Annotated in this window: 12 protein-coding genes; 4 read left to right on the forward strand and 8 right to left on the reverse strand. The window is 65.1% G+C overall.

What is annotated here, in order from left to right; translation table 11 throughout:
- Nucleotides 1–61: 61 nt before the first annotated feature.
- The 7 genes from B133_RS0108565 to B133_RS24865 all read right to left on the reverse strand — a co-directional run bounded on the left by B133_RS0108565 (nucleotide 62) and on the right by B133_RS24865 (nucleotide 6,806).
- Entirely contained in the window at nucleotides 62–1,126 is a 1,065-nt protein-coding gene (locus tag B133_RS0108565) for an NUDIX hydrolase (RefSeq protein WP_018600420.1), read from the reverse strand.
- Nucleotides 1,123–2,292, reverse strand: a complete 1,170-nt coding sequence (locus B133_RS0108570; protein WP_018600422.1) for a glycosyltransferase family 4 protein — start codon at nucleotides 2,290–2,292, stop codon at nucleotides 1,123–1,125. The genes B133_RS0108565 and B133_RS0108570 overlap by 4 nt, the downstream gene beginning before the upstream one ends.
- 35 nt (nucleotides 2,293–2,327) lie before the next feature.
- Nucleotides 2,328–3,248 (reverse strand): phosphatidylinositol mannoside acyltransferase, encoded by a 921-nt coding sequence (locus B133_RS0108575; protein ID WP_018600424.1) that lies wholly within the window; start codon nucleotides 3,246–3,248, stop codon nucleotides 2,328–2,330.
- Nucleotides 3,245–3,916, reverse strand: coding sequence for a phosphatidylinositol phosphate synthase (gene pgsA / locus B133_RS0108580; protein ID WP_018600427.1), 672 nt, complete (start codon nucleotides 3,914–3,916; stop codon nucleotides 3,245–3,247). The genes B133_RS0108575 and pgsA overlap by 4 nt, the downstream gene beginning before the upstream one ends.
- The gene (locus tag B133_RS0108585; protein ID WP_018600429.1) at nucleotides 3,913–4,500 is read right to left on the reverse strand and encodes an HIT domain-containing protein; all 588 of its coding nucleotides are present in this window, start codon (nucleotides 4,498–4,500) and stop codon (nucleotides 3,913–3,915) included. Before B133_RS0108585 ends, pgsA begins: the two co-directional genes overlap by 4 nt.
- Entirely contained in the window at nucleotides 4,497–6,596 is a 2,100-nt protein-coding gene (gene thrS / locus B133_RS0108590) for a threonine--tRNA ligase (RefSeq protein ID WP_018600431.1), read from the reverse strand. The genes B133_RS0108585 and thrS overlap by 4 nt, the downstream gene beginning before the upstream one ends.
- Before the next feature lie 84 nt (nucleotides 6,597–6,680).
- On the reverse strand, nucleotides 6,681–6,806 hold the full coding sequence (locus tag B133_RS24865) for a hypothetical protein (protein ID WP_369751444.1): 126 nt from the start codon (nucleotides 6,804–6,806) through the stop codon (nucleotides 6,681–6,683).
- 306 nt (nucleotides 6,807–7,112) lie between these two features.
- On the opposite strand from B133_RS24865, the gene B133_RS0108600 reads away from it, so the two are divergent.
- On the forward strand, nucleotides 7,113–9,599 hold the full coding sequence (locus B133_RS0108600; protein ID WP_018600433.1) for a glycogen/starch/alpha-glucan phosphorylase: 2,487 nt from the start codon (nucleotides 7,113–7,115) through the stop codon (nucleotides 9,597–9,599).
- Between the two features lie 330 nt (nucleotides 9,600–9,929).
- Complete coding sequence (locus tag B133_RS0108605; RefSeq protein WP_018600436.1) at nucleotides 9,930–10,142, forward strand: molybdopterin-binding protein; 213 nt, start codon at nucleotides 9,930–9,932, stop codon at nucleotides 10,140–10,142.
- Between the two features lie 8 nt (nucleotides 10,143–10,150).
- On the opposite strand, the gene B133_RS0108610 is transcribed toward B133_RS0108605, so the two are convergent.
- The gene (locus tag B133_RS0108610) at nucleotides 10,151–12,592 is read right to left on the reverse strand and encodes a Tex family protein (RefSeq protein WP_018600438.1); all 2,442 of its coding nucleotides are present in this window, start codon (nucleotides 12,590–12,592) and stop codon (nucleotides 10,151–10,153) included.
- A gap of 828 nt (nucleotides 12,593–13,420) precedes the next feature.
- Between B133_RS0108610 and B133_RS0108620 the strand changes: the two genes are divergently transcribed.
- Nucleotides 13,421–14,011 carry a TetR/AcrR family transcriptional regulator gene (locus B133_RS0108620; RefSeq protein WP_081618203.1) on the forward strand — a complete coding sequence of 197 codons (591 nt, stop codon included), beginning with the start codon at nucleotides 13,421–13,423 and terminating at the stop codon, nucleotides 14,009–14,011.
- Between the two features lie 590 nt (nucleotides 14,012–14,601).
- Nucleotides 14,602–16,698, forward strand: a complete 2,097-nt coding sequence (betT, locus tag B133_RS22545; RefSeq protein WP_018600442.1) for a choline BCCT transporter BetT — start codon at nucleotides 14,602–14,604, stop codon at nucleotides 16,696–16,698.
- The last annotated feature ends 1 nt before the right edge of the window (nucleotide 16,699 follow it).

Consider the following 16,699-nt stretch of genomic DNA (forward strand, 5'->3'; position numbering starts at 1 on the left):
GCTATCTCCTCCAATTGCTACTGATTCAGTCTATCGAGCTGCCAAATCCATCGAATCCGCATCAGCGGATGGTTTGCAGCTCACGATGCGGGGGTGTCCGCGTACTCGTCTGCTCGTCGGACAAGCGATTGGCCAGGTCAACGGCCTGCCCCAACAGTTCACCCAACTGCAGCGGGTACACGGCCTCCCCGCCGGCGACCAGCTCGGCGATCATTGTTGCATCGCACCAACGGTGACCGTGGATGTAATGACGTTCCAACGTGGTCCGGCCCGAGGCCGAGGGTTCGAACCGCGGTGTCCGGTGAATGAAGAAGTATTCCTCGCTGCGGATCACCGATGCATTGAAATCGATCACCGCGTCGCGGCGCCATACCGGCCCGATCAAGGCCGCCGGATCCACCTGCAGGCCGGTCTCCTCGGTCAGTTCCCGCGCAGCCGCATCCGGCAGTTTCTCGTCCTGCTGGACCGCGCCGCCGACCGTGAACCACCAGCGCGGCGCCGGATTGTCCGGTGCATCGATTGCCGGATCGCTGCCACGCAGGAGCAGTACCGCACCCGACTCGTCGAGCAGCACCACGCGCGCCGACATGCGCCGACTGACCGGGCCGGCCGCGACGCTCGACGCATCTGCGCGCTCGGCAATCTCGAAATAGCTCGGCAGCGCCGCGGTCCCGCCCAGCCGAAGCGTGCGCACGGCCGGACGCTCACGCAGCGCGAGGGTGTCGCGCACGGCGTCATTGTGGAAACGGCGCGCCAACAGCACTCGCGCCTCGGCGTCGGCCAGCTCGGCGACGAGCGCCACCGGCAGCGATGCCGGGTCGACGGTTGCCAACGCGGCCGATAGATCGTTCTCGGCCATTTCGCGCGCTGATCGCGGTGCCCGCTCCGCGGCGTCGGCCAGCGCGGCCAGTCGTCTGCCTTGCGGGCTGCCCGCATACGCATCGACGGCGACGGCGCGGGCCACCACCGCGCGCCGCGCCAGCGCACTGTCAAGTGCCTGCCACGACAAGTCGTAGCGCACGTGCAACCGGTCCAGCCGGTTGGCGGTCTGAAACGCCCACATCCCCACCAGCAACAGCACCACGACCAGCAGGATCAGGACGCCGACGACGATCTCCCCGGTCATGAAGCTGAACCTCCGGCCGCGGCACCCTTGACCGCGGTCCCGGCGACCCGCACCTTCGTCCCAGCGCCCGCGACGGTTTCGTAGACTCTCATGATCTCGCCGGCCACGACCGACCAGTCGTAGCGGCGGACCCGCTCGGTGGCGGCAGCGATGTAACGGGCTCGGGCCGCGTCGTCATCGAGGACGTCGATCAAGCCTTCGGCAAGAGCGTCTGCATCGTCCACCGGGACGAGTCGACCCACGCGGCCATCGTCGAGGACACGCCGGAAGGCGTCCAGATCGCTTGCCACCACGGCGGTGCCTGCGGCCATCGCCTCGACCAGGACGATGCCGAAGCTCTCTCCGCCGAGATTCGGTGCGCAGTACACGTCGGCACTGCGCATCGCGGCCGCTTTGATGGTGTCATCGACCTGGCCGAGGAACCGTAAATGTGACGCGAGATCGCCGGCCTGCTCCCGCAACGCGTTCTCGTCACCGCGCCCGACGATGAGGATCTCGATGTCGGCGAACCGCTCGACGAGTTTCGGCAGGGCACCGAGCAACACGGCCATGCCCTTGCGGGGCTCGTCGAATCGGCCGAGGAACAGCACCGTGCGACCCGGCCGCGGATAGCCGTCGAGCGGTGAGGCCCCGGCGAACGACGCCACGTCGACACCGTTGGGGATCTCCACCGCGTCCGAACCGAGCGCCTCCATCTGCCAGCGCCGCGCCAGGTCGGACACGGCGATGCGGCCGACGATCTTCTCGTGCAGGGGTCGGAGGATCCCCTGGAACACCGACAGGGTCAGCGATTTCGTCGTCGAAGTGTGAAACGTCGCGACGATCGGCCCCTCGGCGATGTTCAGCGCCAGCATCGACAGGCTCGGCGCATTGGGTTCGTGCAGGTGCAGCACGTCGAAGTCACCGTGCCGCAGCCACTTCTTGACCATCCGGTGAGTCGCCGGCCCGAATCGCAGCCGTGCGACCGAGCCGTTGTACGGGATCGGCACAGCCTTGCCGCCAGACACCACGTACTCGGGCAGCGCGGCGTGGGCGTCAGCAGAAGTCGGGGCGAGAACGCTGACCTCGTTGCCGGCCGCACGCATCACCTCGGCAAGCTGCAGCACATGGGATTGCACGCCGCCGGGTACGTCGAACGAGTACGGGCAGACCATCCCGATTCGCATCGCTCAGCTCCGTCGCTTCTTCGCGCAAGCGCTCATCAGGTGCCTAACCGGGCGCGGCGCTCGTCCGAAAGGTCCGCCAGCCACTGAGGCTGCATCATGTGCCAGTCGGCGGGGTGCGCGGCGATGTTCTTGGCGAACTGATCGGCCAGCGCCTGGGTGATGATCCCGACGTCACCAGACGATGTGTCGAGCGGATCGAAGATCTCGACCACACAGTCGTCGCCGTCGTAGTAGACGTGCGTCGGGTGCAGCGGGGCACCGGTCTCGATGGCAAGCTTGGCCGATCCGGCCGGCATCCGGGTGGGTTCGCCGAAGAAGTCGACCTCGACACCGCTGCGAGTCAGATCCCGCTCGGCCATCAGGCATACGATCCTGTTGTCGCGCAAGCGCTCTGAAAGCAGCTCGAAGGGCGGCCGTTCCCCGCCGGACAGTGGGAATACCTCGAAGCCGAGGCTCTCGCGGTACTCGATGAAGCGCCGGTACAGCGATTCGGGCTTGAGCCGTTCGGCGACCGTGGCGAAGGTGCCGTACCGGCTCACCAGCCAGACACCGCCCATGTCCCAGTTCCCGCTGTGCGGAAGCGCAAGAATGCCACCGCGGCCGGCGTCGTGCGTGACCTTGAGCCTGTCCGCGCCGATGACCACTTCGTCGAGGCGCCGGGCGACGGCGGGCAGATCCATCGACGGCAGGCGAAAGGCTTCCCGCCAGTATCGCGCATAGGACGCCAGCGATTCCCGCATGAGGTCGCCGGACACCTCGGCGGGCGGCACCCCGATGACGCGGGCCAGGTTCTTGCGCAGTTGGTCGGGCCCGCCACCGAGCGACGCATACCACGCCCCGACGTCGAACATGTTGCGGGCCATCGACTCCGGCATGGCGCGCACCAGTTGCCAGCCGGCCGCGTAGCCCATATCGGTCATCCGCCCGCTGAACGGCATCCGGCTGGTGATCGTCACCGCTCGCTCTGCTCGTTCGACTCGGCGGGGTGGGCCGGGTGCAGCGGTTCCATGGCGCCGGGCGAGGTACGCACCGCGTGCAGCCGCTGCGCCACGGTGACCACACTGGCCACCGCGAGGACCCACATCGCGACATCCACCAGCCAGGGCACGTGCAGGAACGACACCCCGGACAGGCCCGCGCCCAGCAGCACGATCACCAAGCGCTCGGGGCGCTCGATGATGCCGCCGTCACCGCGCAGGCCGCTGGCCTCTGCCCGTGCCTTGATGTAGGAGATCACCTGGGAGGTGATCAGGCAGATCAGCGTCGCGACCACCAGCGACGGCCTGTCTGAACCGAAAGCCGCCCACCACAACAGACCGGCGAACACCGCGCCGTCGGCGATCCGATCGCAGGTTGCGTCGAGCACCGCGCCGAACCGGCTTCCGCCGCCTCGTTCGCGGGCCATCGCGCCGTCCAGCATGTCCGCGAGCACGAAGACGGCCACAGTGAACGCACCCCACCACAGCTGCCCGATCGGGAACAGCGTCAGCGCGGCGGTCACCGAGCCTGCGGTGCCGACGATGGTGACCATATCGGGGGTCAGGCCCGCACGCAGCGCCGCCTTGGCCACCGGACGGGACACCTTGACGTAGGCGGCCCGACTCATCAGGAACAGGTTGCTCACCGGTCCACTCCCGCCGGGCCCGACTGCTTGGCCCATTCCGTGGCCAGCAGCACCCGGGTTTCGCGCAGCAGCTGTGGAATCACCTTGGCGCCGCCGACGATCGTGATGAAGTTGGCGTCACCGCCCCAGCGCGGCACCACGTGCATGTGCAGGTGGTCGGCCAGCGAACCGCCCGCCGACGTGCCGAGGTTGAGCCCGACGTTGAAGCCGTGCGGCCGGGAGACGGCCTTGATCACGCGAATCGCCTTCTGGGTGAACGTCATGAGCTCGGCGCTCTCCTCGGCGGTGAGGTCCTCCAGCTCCGACACCCGCCGGTACGGCACCACCATCAAGTGCCCCGGGTTGTACGGGTACAGGTTCAGCACCGCGTATACCTGTTGCCCGCGGGCCACCATCAGACCGTCCTCGTCGGACAGTTCCGGGATGTCGGTGAACGGTTCCGACGACCCGGCCGACCCGACCTTGTTGTCGTTCTTGACCGCATCGGCGATGTAGCTCATCCGGTACGGGGTCCACAGTCGCTGCAGATGGTCGGGGTCGCCGACACCGTGGTCGACGATGGTCCGCTCGTCGGGATCGGTCACGTCGGGGCTACCTGGCTCTTCGCGCAAGCGCTCATCGCCGTTACCGCGTTGACCAATTCGGCTGTCGGAACGGCATTCTCACGCCGCTCGACCCATTCGGCGATGGCGTCGAATGCTTGCTCGCGGGGCACGCCGTTGATCTGGGTACGGTCCCCGAACCGGAACGAGACGGCGCCGGCCTCGACATCCTTGTCACCCGCCAGGAGCATGAACGGCACCTTCTGGTTGGTGTGGTTGACGATCTTCTTGGCCATCCGGTCGTCACTGGCATCCACCTCGACGCGGATACCACGCGACTTCAGCTGGGCGGCAACGTCGTACAGGTAATCCAGGTGCGCATCGGCCACCGGGATGCCGACCACCTGAACCGGGGCCAGCCACGCCGGGAACGCTCCCGCGTAATGCTCGGTGAGCACCCCGAAGAACCGCTCGATCGAACCGAACAGCGCCCGGTGGATCAACACGGGCCGCTGCCGGCTGCCGTCGGCGGCGGTGTACTCCAGCTCGAACCGGTCGGGCATGTTGAAGTCCAGTTGGATCGTCGACATCTGCCAGTTGCGCCCGAGCGCATCCTTGACCTGCACCGAGATCTTGGGCCCGTAGAACGCCGCGCCGCCCGGGTCGGGCACCAGGTCCAGGCCGGACGCCTCGGCCACCTCACGCAGGGTGTTGGTGGCCTCCTCCCAGATCTCGTCGGAGCCGACGTACTTCTCCGGGTCCTTGGTGGACAGCTCCAGGTAGAAGTCGTCGAGGCCGTAGTCACGCAACAGGTCCAGCACGAACTGCAACAGCCGGGTGAGCTCGTCACGCATCTGCTCACGCGTGGTGTAGATGTGCGCGTCGTCCTGGGTCATGCCACGCACCCGGGTCAGGCCGTGGATGACGCCGGACTTCTCGTAGCGGTAGACGCTGCCGAACTCGAAGAGCCGCAACGGAAGTTCCCGATAAGAGCGGCCCCGCGACCGGAAGATCAGGTGGTGCATGGGGCAGTTCATGGGCTTGAGGTAGTAGTCCTGCCCCGGCTTACGAACCGAACCGTCTTCGTTGAACTCCGCGTCGATGTGCATCGGCGGGAACATGCCGTCGGCGTACCACTCCAGGTGCCCCGAGGTGATGTAGAGGTTCTCCTTGGTGATGTGCGGGGTGTTGACGAACTCGTAGCCCGCCTCAAGGTGCTTGCGGCGCGAGTAGTCCTCGAGTTCGCGACGCACCACGCCGCCCTTCGGATGGAAAACCGGTAGGCCCGAACCCAACTCGTCGGGGAAGCTGAACAGGTCGAGCTCCACGCCGAGCTTGCGGTGATCGCGGCGCTGGGCCTCCTCGATGAGCTCGAGATGCTTGTCGAGGGCTTCCTGCGATTCCCACGCGGTGCCGTAGATGCGCTGCAGGCTCGCATTGTTCTGGTTGCCGCGCCAGTAAGCCGCTGAGCTGCGGGTCAGCTTGAATGCCGGGATGTGTCTGGTGGTCGGGATGTGCGGACCGCGACACAGATCGCCCCAAACCCGTTCTTTGGTGCGGGGATTGAGGTTGTCGTACGCGGTGAGCTCGTCGCCGCCCACTTCCATCACTTCGTCCAGGTTGTCTGCGGCACCAGATTTGTCGTCGACCAGCTCCAGCTTGTAGGGCTGGCCGGCGAGTTCCCGACGGGCTTCGTCCTTGGACGTGTAGACCCGCCGATCGAACAGCTGACCGTCCTTGACGATCTTCTGCATCCGCTTCTCGAGCTTTTCCAGATCCTCGGGCGTGAACGGCTGCGGGACGTCGAAGTCGTAGTAGAAGCCGTCGACGATGGGCGGCCCGATCCCGAGCTTGGCCTCGGGGAAGAGATCCTGCACGGCCTGCGCGAGCACGTGCGCACACGAGTGTCGGATCACGCTGCGGCCGTCGTCGGTATCGGCGGCGACCGGGGTCACCTCGACATCAGCATCGGGGATCCAGGACAGGTCACGCAGCCGGCCGTCGGCGTCGCGCACCACCACGATGGCATCGACGGCACCGCGCTGCGGCAGCCCCGCCTCGCGGACCGCCGCCCCGGCGGTAGTCCCGGCAGCGACCCGGATCGGGGCTGCGGGGGCGGAGCTGGCGGCGGCGCTCATCGGGGACTCTCCTAGGGTTGCGGGGCGCAATACGATCGCGACCATGCTATCGGTGGGGCGGCCCACGCCCCGAGCCCGCTGGGGTCAAGGCTGCCCAGGTTTGAGCCGCACAAACAGCGCGTCGGCCTCCATGGGCACGTCGTCGCCGTCGCAGAGCCGTTCGACCACGAAGATCTTGCTGTCCTCAATGCCCTCGATACCAGCGTTCACCTGCAGTTCTTTCTCGATCGGCAGGATCCTGCGCTGGCGCGGATACGCGTGAGCCTCGCGGCGGTGACGTGGGTCCGGCGGGTTGAAGCCTCTCCGCCGCGACGCGCGACGGAACGGCCGCCGTGTCGGGTTGCACGACGTGACACCTTCGGGGCGGAACTGTGACTGCGGCCTCACGGTGACTGGGCGAAGCGGCGACGCGATCAATCGATGAAGCAGAACGTCTAACCGTCGCACCGCGGCCGTTCACTTGTCGGCCTCCCATTGCCGGTTTGCTGTGCATGTCCAGCTGCCAGACTGCCCGCCATGACCGGCGTCGCGCAGAACGTACCCACGCACGAACACAGCCGCACCGGCCTGTCGGCCGACGCCCTGCGCCGCGGCATCGTTGACCATCTCCGCTACTCGATCGGCCGGCCGGCTGCCGCGCTGCGGCCCGAGCACTACTACCGCGCCCTGGCCCTGGCCGTGCGGGACCGTATGCAGGACAACCGGGTCACGTCGACGCAGACATCCCTCGACCTCGGCCGCAAGGTCACGTGCTACCTCTCTGCCGAGTTCCTGATGGGCCCGCAGCTGGGTGCCAACCTACTCAACCTGCAGATCGAGTCGGCTGCGCGCACCGCACTTGCCGAGCTTGGGCAGGATCTCGACGAGGTGCTGGCCTGCGAGGAGGAACCCGGCCTCGGCAACGGCGGTCTGGGCAGGCTTGCCGCGTGCTACCTCGACTCGCTGGCGACGCTTGAACGTCCGGCGATCGGCTACGGCATCCGCTACGAGTTCGGCATCTTCGACCAGGAGATCCACGACGGCTGGCAGTTCGAGAAGACCGACAACTGGCTCGACGACGGAAACCCTTGGGAGATAGCCAAACCCGATGTGAGCTACGAGGTGAACTGGGGCGGCTACGCCGAGCACTACGCCGACCAGGCCGGCCACAACCGGGCGCGCTGGGTGCCGGGGCGGGTGATCAAAGGCGTCGCCTACGACACCCCCATCCAGGGTTATGGCGTGAAAACGTGCAACGTGCTGACGTTGTGGAGCGCCCGGGCCGTCAAGTCGTTCGCACTGGAGGCGTTCAACACTGGCGACTATTACAAGGCCGTCGAGGACGAGGTCACCTCCGAGACCGTGACCAAGGTGCTCTACCCGAACGACGAGCCCGATGTCGGCAAACGGCTGCGCCTGCTGCAGCAGTACTTCTTCGTGTCGTGCTCGCTGCAGCACGTCCTACACATTCTCGATGACCTCGCCGATGTCTCGGTACGCGAGCTTCCCGAACGGTTCGCCTTGCAGCTCAACGACACTCACCCCGCTATCGGGGTAGCCGAGCTGATGCGGCTGCTGATCGATGAGCGGCAGCTGAGCTGGGATGAGGCGTGGGACATCACGGTCGCCTCGTTCGGTTACACCAATCACACCCTGCTGCCGGAGGCGCTGGAGACCTGGCCGCTGGCCATGTTCGGCGAATCCCTGCCGCGGCACCTGGAGATCATCTACGAGATCAACCGCCGCTTCCTCGACGAGGTCGCCGCCAAGTTCCCCGATGACACCGACCGGCTGCGCCGGATGTCGCTGATCAGCGAGGACAACGGCAAGAGTGTGCGGATGGCGCATCTTGCCACCGTCGGCAGCCACGCCGTCAACGGTGTCGCGGCGCTGCATTCGGAACTGCTGAAATCGAGTGTGCTCAAAGACTTCTACGAGCTGTGGCCCGAGCGGTTCTCCAACAAGACCAACGGTGTCACCCCACGCCGCTTTCTGGCACTGTCCAATCCCGGGCTCCGTAGCCTGCTGGACGACACCATCGGCGATGGCTGGCTGAGGGATCTGACCAAGCTGCGCGAACTGGAGACCTACGCCAACGATCCGACCTTCCGCGCCCAGTGGCGAGCAATCAAGCGGGACAACAAGGCTCGGTTGGCTGCCTATGTCGCTTCCACCACCGGGGTAGAACTGAACCCCGACTGGCTGTTCGACATCCAGGTCAAACGCATTCACGAGTACAAGCGCCAACACCTCAACGTGCTGAACATCGTCACGCAGTACCATCGCCTCAAGCAGAATCCCGGACCGGACAGCGTCCCGCGCGCATTCATCTTCGGCGGCAAAGCCGCACCCGGCTACTTCCTGGCCAAGCGAATCATCAAGCTGATCAATGCGGTCGGCGAGACCGTGAACAACGATCCAGACGTCAACCGGTTCCTCAAGGTCGCCTTCGTCCCGAACTTCAACGTGCAGAACGCCGAATTCATCTATCCCGCCGCCGATCTGTCCGAACAAATCTCAACGGCCGGCAAGGAGGCTTCGGGCACCGGCAACATGAAGTTCATGATCAACGGCGCGCTGACCATCGGCACGCTCGACGGCGCCAACGTCGAGATACGCGACGAGGTCGGGGCGGAGAACTTCTTCCTGTTCGGCCTGACCGTCGACGAGGTCGAGCGGATCAAGCGCAACGGCTACCGACCGACGGACTATGTGGCGGGCAATCCCGAGCTCGCGGCGGCGCTCGACCTGATCGCCGACGGCACCTTCTCCCACGGTGACACCGAAGTGTTCCGCCCACTGGTCGACAGCCTGCGCCACAACGACCCCTTCTTGGTGCTGGCCGACTACACCTCCTATGTCGAGCGCCAAGAGCGGGTCAGCACCGCGTGGCGCGACACCGAGGCCTGGACCTACAAGTCGATCCTGAACACCGCACGCAGCGGCAAGTTCTCGTCAGACCGGGCAATTACCGAGTACTGCGACGACATCTGGGGCGTCGACCCGGTCAGCGTCACGCGGTAGCCCCCAACGTCACGCTCACTAGCTCCCCCAGCGTCACTAGCTCCCCCAGCGGTGGCATTGGCGCCCGAGCGTCACGCTGGAGTGGCATTGGCGCCCGAGCGTCACGCTGGAGTGACACCAAGCGTGCCGCCGGTCTCAGCGCGGCGACGATACCCACGATCCGAACGACCTGAACATCGCGCAGACCAGATAACGCATTTCCGCGATCGTGAATCGTCTGCGTGGTTTTCGTGAATTTTCCGCACTGGCTTCACATTCGCGAACCTCGCAGCGCCTCGGAGCCCGGAGTGTAACCTGCACGGCGTCAGCACCACAGACGGGAGTTCCACCATGCGCCTTTCCACCCGCAACCAACTTGCCGGCACGATCGTCGAGGTCAACCTCGGCACTGTGATGGCCACGGTGAAAGTCCGCCTGGACGGCGGTGATCAGATCGTCACATCATCGATCACCCGCGACGCCGCGGTGGATCTGGGACTCAAGGAGGGGCAGCCGGCCACGGTGTTCATCAAGTCCACCGAGGTCGCCATCGGCGTCGAATGACGCCGCGACTACTTGTTCCCGAAGCCGGCCTTGCGTAGCGCATCAGCCAAAGAACCTGACGGCTGGTTCGAGCGCCGGGAGTCGTTGCCGCGACCGCGGGCCTGATTGCCGCGGGCCTGATTGCCACGAGCCTGGTTGCCGCTATCGCGACGGCTGTTTCCACCGCCGCGGTTCTGGTTGCCGCCACGGTTGTCGCCGCCACGCTCGGGTCGCTCGCCCCGATCCCGTTCGGGGCTGTCGTTCAGGCGCAGAGTCAGGCTGATCCGCTGCCGGTCGACGTCGACATCGAGCACCTTGACCCGCACCACCTGACCGGACTTCACCACCTCGTGTGGATCGGAGATGAAGCGATCGGCCATCGCTGAGACGTGTACCAACCCGTCCTGGTGCACACCCACGTCGACGAACGCCCCGAAGGCCGCGACGTTGGTCACCACCCCTTCCAAGACCATGCCGGCCTTGAGGTCGCCGACCTTTTCCACCCCGGCGGCGAAGGTGGCCGTGGAGAACGCAGGCCGCGGGTCACGGCCGGGCTTTTCCAGCTCGCCGAGGATGTCGGTGACCGTGGGGATACCGAAGCGGTCGTCGGCGAAGTCGGCGGGCTTGAGCGACCGCAGTGAGCGTTCATCACCGATCAGCTCGGCCAGGGTTACCCCGGAGCGGTCCAGGATCCGACGGACCACGGGGTAGGACTCCGGGTGCACGCCGGACGCGTCCAATGGATCTTCTCCGTCGCGGATTCGCAGGAACCCCGCACATTGCTCAAAAGCTTTGGGGCCCAGACGGGGAACTTCGAGCAGCGCCTTGCGACTGCGAAACGCCCCTGCACTCTCCCGGTGGGCGACGATGGCACTGGCCAGCGATTCGGTGACCCCGGACACCCGCGCCAGCAGCGGGGCGGAAGCGGTGTTGAGGTCGACGCCCACCGCGTTGACCGCGTCCTCGACGACCGCGTCGAGGCTGCGCGCCAGCAAACCAGGCGTCACGTCGTGCTGGTACTGCCCGACACCAATGGACTTCGGATCGATCTTCACCAGCTCGGCCAGCGGATCCTGCAGTCGGCGCGCGATCGATACCGCGCCACGCAGCGTCACGTCGAGATCGGGCAGCTCGTGCGCGGCATAGGCCGACGCCGAGTAGACCGACGCGCCGGCCTCGCTCACCATGGCCTTGGTAGGCGCGGGTGCGCCGGCCGAGCGGATGTCGGCGATGAGTTCGGTGGCCAACGCGTCGGTTTCGCGTGACGCAGTGCCGTTGCCGACGGCGATCAGCTCGACGCCATGGCGTGCGACGAGTGCGGCCAGGATGGCCTTGGCCTGATCCCACTGCTTCTGTGGCTGGTGCGGGTAGATGGCGCAGGTATCGACCACCTTGCCGGTGCCATCCACCACCGCAACCTTGACGCCGGTGCGGAAACCGGGGTCGAGGCCCAACGTCGTGCGGGTGCCCGCCGGGGCCGCCAGCAGCAGGTCCTTGAGGTTGCGGGCGAACACCGTCACTGCCTCGTCCTCGGCTCGCTGGCGCAACCGCATCCGGGCGTCGACCGACGCGGAGATCATCAGCTTGGCCCGCCAGGCCAGCCGGACAGTAGTCGCCAACCAAGGTGTCGCCGGGGCCTTCGCGGCCAGGTCGATGCCAAGAGACTGGGCGATCATGGCCTGGTAGATCTCGTCGTCGCCGGCGTCGAAGGTCAGCGCCAGCGCCTCTTCTTTCTCGCCGCGCAGCACGGCCAGCACGCGGTGCGACGGCATGTTCTCCAGCGGCTCGGAGAACTCGAAGTAATCACGGAACTTCTGGGCCGCAGCGCTTTTCGCAGCCTCGTCGGACCACGGAGCGGTGCGCAGTGCCCCATCGGCCCAGAACTTCTCCCTGGTGGCACCGACCAACTCGGCATCCTCGGAGGCCCGCTCGATGAGGATGTGGCGGGCGCCGTCGAGTGCGGCCGCAGCGTCGGCGACGTTCTCGTTGAGGAACTCGCCGGCCACCGCGTCGGGAACCAGGCTCGGGTCGGCGAGCAACCGGTCGGCCAGCGGCTCCAGACCCGCCTCCTTGGCGATCTGCGCCTTGGTGCGTCGCTTGGGCTTGTAGGGCAGGTATACGTCTTCTACGCGCGCCTTGGTGTCGGCCGCCATCAGCGCGGCACGCAGCTCGTCGGTCAGCTTGCCCTGCTCCTCGATGGAGGCCAGCACCGCGTCGCGACGTTGATCGAGTTCGCGCAGGTAAGTCAGGCGCTCCTCGAGGGTGCGCAGTTGGCCGTCGTCGAGGCTTCCGGTGACTTCTTTTCGGTACCGCGCGATGAACGGAACCGTCGCACCCTCGTCCAGCAGCGCAACGGCCGCGGCCACCTGGCGCTCACCCACGGTGAGTTCTTCGGCAATGCGGGCGGTTACCGACTTGACGACGCCGACGCGAGGAGCAGTTTTTTCGGACGGCGGAACGCTCTGAGTCACGTCGGAGGACCCTACCGAACCCTGCCGACAACGCCCGGTGGGGACGCCACGTGTGTCTGGCCGTGAGACGGCGCCCAAATCAACTCTTGACGTGACCCAGACCACAGCGCAGACATTTACGGCGAGTTCAGCTCCTGCCGAGGCGATGTGCAGCAGTTCGTTCTCCCTTGTCGCGCAATTAGGCACCAACGGGGCCGATCGTGCCGATCAAGCCCGGCCGCAAAGCCTGGCCGACACTTTCCGGTCCGCGGCCAGCCCGCAGGACCGGCGAAAGGCCGACAGCCGCTTCCACATCGGACTCGCCGTGGCCGCCCAGTCGAATCGGCTCACCACCGCCACCGTGCAGGTGCAGGGCGAGATGGCGCCTCTGCTGTGGGCGTCGGATCCGGCGGAACAACTCCTTCGAGTTCGAACAGGCCGAACACGACCACGCCGCTCAGGCGGCGGCGCTGGAGCATTGCCTGCACGAAACCGAAGCGGTGATCAACGGCCACCTCGGCCTGGTGATGGGTGGGTCGGGTTCCTGATTTCGCCAACCAGTCTGGTGGTGTTCGCCGTGAACGCAGCCATCTCCGGACGACGACCAGTCGCGCCGCATGGACGGTGGCACATGAACCCGACTGCGTGAGATTCGATCACCGGTAGGTGTCGGGCACCGGGGCGTGTTCAGACGCGACTACCGCCAAACGGACACCGCTTCGTCGTGACGTCGGGTCACCGCACCGCAGAATAGCGTACATAGACGATCGTTCAAGGCAGTGGTTCAAGACAGGACGCGGATAAGCTTTCGGTAGCCGAACAACATCCTCGGAAACTGGAGAGTGTGCTATGCGGGTGCCAGCAGACGAACGAAAAGAACAGCTGATTTCAGCGACCGTTGAACTGATGCGTCGCGAGGGTGTTCAGTCGGTGACCATCCGGGCAATAGCCAAGGAGGCCAACGCCAACTTGGCTGCAGCACATTACTGCTTCAGCAACAAGGACGAGCTCATGGAGGCGGCCGCCGAGGCGTGGTTTAAGAACCTGAGCCGGTTTTCCAAAGACGCCTCGATCGAGCTGGGACTCCGTACGGCCGTGGAACAAGTCGCCGAAGGCTACTGGCGAGCGCTGGAAGAGGAACCGAGGAGCCTCCTTGCTGAGTTCGAGCTCATCTTCTGGGCAACGCGCAACGTCGCCGCCAGCCCGCTGGCTACGAAAATCTATCCCGCCTACGAAGAGGAACTTGGACGGATCTTCTCTTCCGCGGCCGGTAACAACGGTGAGGAGTGCCTCATAGGCTTCCCGGGGCTTGTAAGAGCCTTCTTGATGGTTTACGACGGGGCAGCCATTCAATACTTGACCGATCCGACGGCCGCCGATGATTACCGAGCCTTGTTCTTCATGATGGTTGACGCACTGCTGATCAAAGCCGGCGTATAAGTTTCGTGGCCCACACGATGTCCACATAGGCAAAATCCACCGGGTCACCCCGAAGGCCGACACTCCCGCCCCGAGTAGTAGCTGGCCGAATTGCACGCCTGTGTCCGAATGCAACTCACGTTCCGACGCCTTGACGTTGACGTGCACACCGAGTCCATTGTCCCGCGGCTAACTTTCCCGTCGTTGCGGACACCGGCGCAACCCAGCTCCTCGACAAGGTGTCGCGGCGAGTTGGCCGTCCACCGCAACCGAGTCTCCGGGATCCACACTCATCCAGCTTGACCAATGCGCAGGTCGCCATAGGGTCGCGCGCGATGGATAGCCATCACTATCGTTCGTCTTAAACAGTTGACTTAGACCGATGTCTATGTCACAGTTGTGCCGGTCGTCACAGGTGACTGACGTCACACCGGATTTCTCGGAGAGGGTCCGCCTCCTCAGCCACGACAGAGGCTCGGACTCGGTGACGACATAGCCATCCCTGGCGGCGCCGACTTATCAGCGCCTTCAATACCGGGGTCAAAAGGCTGAAGACACAACTTTATCGACTGCGATGCGCGCAGCCTGGACCCAGGATTGGAGTTAAACCATTGAGTACCATCGACAAAGACGTTGACGAGCCGCCGGCTAAACTTGCCGAGAACGGCGGGCCCAGAGTCAACTGGCTCGTCCTCATCGTTGCTGCAGCTATCATCCTAACCTTCTCCATCTGGGCGATAGCGACTCCCCGCAACGCGGAGGACACCATGAAAACGGTGATGTCCTGGCTTGCGGCAAACGTCGGCTGGATCTATGTCCTCACGGTCACGGTCGTCATTGGATACATCCTGTGGGTCGCACTGTCCAAGGTTGGCTCCATCCGGCTGGGCCCCGACCACTCCCGCCCGCAATACCGACTTTTCACGTGGGTGGCCCAGTTGTTTGCTGCTGGCGTGGGAATCGACATGCTGTTCTTCTCGGTGACCGGACCCATCACCCAGTACATGAATCCCCCCACCGGCGAAGGCCAGACACCAGCCGCCGCCCAGGACGCGGTGGTGTGGACCATGTTCCACTACGGGATAGCCGGCTGGGCCATGTACGCGCTTCTGGGCATGGCCATGGGGTATTTCGCCTACCGGAAGGGCCAGCCGCTGTCAATCCGGTCCGCCATATACCCGTTGCTGGGCAGACGGGTCCACGGCCGCGCCGGTGACACGGTCGATATCGTCGTCTTGGTCGGAACGGTCGTCGGGGTTGCCACGGCACTGGGTATCGGAGTGGTGCTGCTGAATGTCGGCTTCTCCATCATGTTCGGCTTGGAACAGGGTCTAGCTCTGCAGATCGCACTGGTGGTTGTCGCCGTCGTGGTGACCATTGGCGCTTGCACCTCGGGCGTCGACAAAGGCATCCGCTGGATCGCGGAGCTGAACATCTGGGCCACGGCGGCCACGCTGCTCTACATCTTGGTGACTGGCCAGACCTCGTTCCTGCTCAACGCCCTGCTGGAGAACATCGGCCGCTTTATCTTTACGCTGCCCGCCCGCACATTGCAGACCTTCGCCTACGAGCCGGGCGGTTCAGACTGGATGGGCGCCTGGACTCTGTTCTTCTGGGCCTTCTGGCTGGCCTGGGGACCTTTCGTAGCCCTGTTCCTGGCACGTATTTCACGTGGTCGGACATTGCGTGAGTTCGTGATCGCTGCGATCACTGTCCCGGTGCTGTGCGACTTCTTAGTCGTGAGCATCTTCGGCAACAGCGCCATGCACGAGGTCCTGGGAGGGAACAAAGAGTTCGCTCAACTGGCCATTGATAACCCCCAACAGGGCTGGTACGCGTTGCTCGGGATGTTCCCCGGAGCGGCCTTTCTGATCGGGCTGGCCACGTTGGCGGGCGTGCTGTTCTACATCACCAGCGCCAACTCCGGTGCCATGATGATGTCCAACTTCTCCTCTACCATTCCCGATCCGTCTCAGGACGGGCCAAAATGGCTGCGAGTCTTCTGGGCCTTGGTCACCGGGCTGCTGGTCATCGCGATGCTGGTGGCGGGTGGCGTGACCACCATGGAGTACGCCACGCTCATCTTCGCCCTTCCCGTGACGATTATCGCGTGGCTGGTCATGGCGTCCTTCACGAAAGCGCTGCGGGTGGAGCGCGCCCAACTTGAAGGCCGGGTGCTGCGCCGCCCGTCAATGGCCGTAACCAACGGTCATGCGCCCGACCACACCTGGCGCCACAGACTTCGCGCGATGTGGTCCTATCCCTCCAAAAAGCAGGCAGCACAGTTCATGGAAGACACTGTTCATCCCGCACTGACCGAACTTGTTGGGGAGTTCACGGAGCAGGGCCACCAAGCCACCCTTGAAATCGAGCCGAACGCTCCGACAGATATTCCTAGCTACACGTTGGTCGTCAACATCCCGGACCACAGCAACTTCCTCTATCAGGTCCAGGCTGTGGAAACTCCCGTTCCCGTATTCGGGGGGCGCATGTTCCCTGAAACCGACGGCTACTACCGGGTGGAGGCCTTCACCCAGACCGGCTCCGAAGGCTACGACCTCATGGGCGTAACACACGACCAAGTGATCGAGGACGTCCTGGCCCGCTACGAGAGTCACCTGGGGTTCCTCACCTACTTGGAACAAGCAAAACCACAGGTCCGCGAACAAACCCGCCGGCCCAAGGAACTGAGTGAACCTACGCATTAGT

The organism is Mycobacterium sp. 155 (assembly GCF_000373905.1).
Classification (GTDB): Bacteria; Actinomycetota; Actinomycetes; order Mycobacteriales; family Mycobacteriaceae; genus Mycobacterium.

Bases quoted from the DNA above. Each gene is read 5' to 3' on its own strand.
- B133_RS0108565 (WP_018600420.1), bottom strand. From the start codon at position 1,126: ATGACCGGGGAGATCGTCGTCGGCGTCCTGATCCTGCTGGTCGTGGTG.
- B133_RS0108570 (WP_018600422.1), bottom strand. From the start codon at position 2,292: ATGCGAATCGGGATGGTCTGCCCGTACTCGTTCGACGTACCCGGCGGC.
- thrS (WP_018600431.1), bottom strand. From the start codon at position 6,596: ATGAGCGCCGCCGCCAGCTCCGCCCCCGCAGCCCCGATCCGGGTCGCT.
- B133_RS0108600 (WP_018600433.1), top strand. From the start codon at position 7,113: ATGACCGGCGTCGCGCAGAACGTACCCACGCACGAACACAGCCGCACC.
- B133_RS0108605 (WP_018600436.1), top strand. From the start codon at position 9,930: ATGCGCCTTTCCACCCGCAACCAACTTGCCGGCACGATCGTCGAGGTC.
- B133_RS0108620 (WP_081618203.1), top strand. From the start codon at position 13,421: ATGCGGGTGCCAGCAGACGAACGAAAAGAACAGCTGATTTCAGCGACC.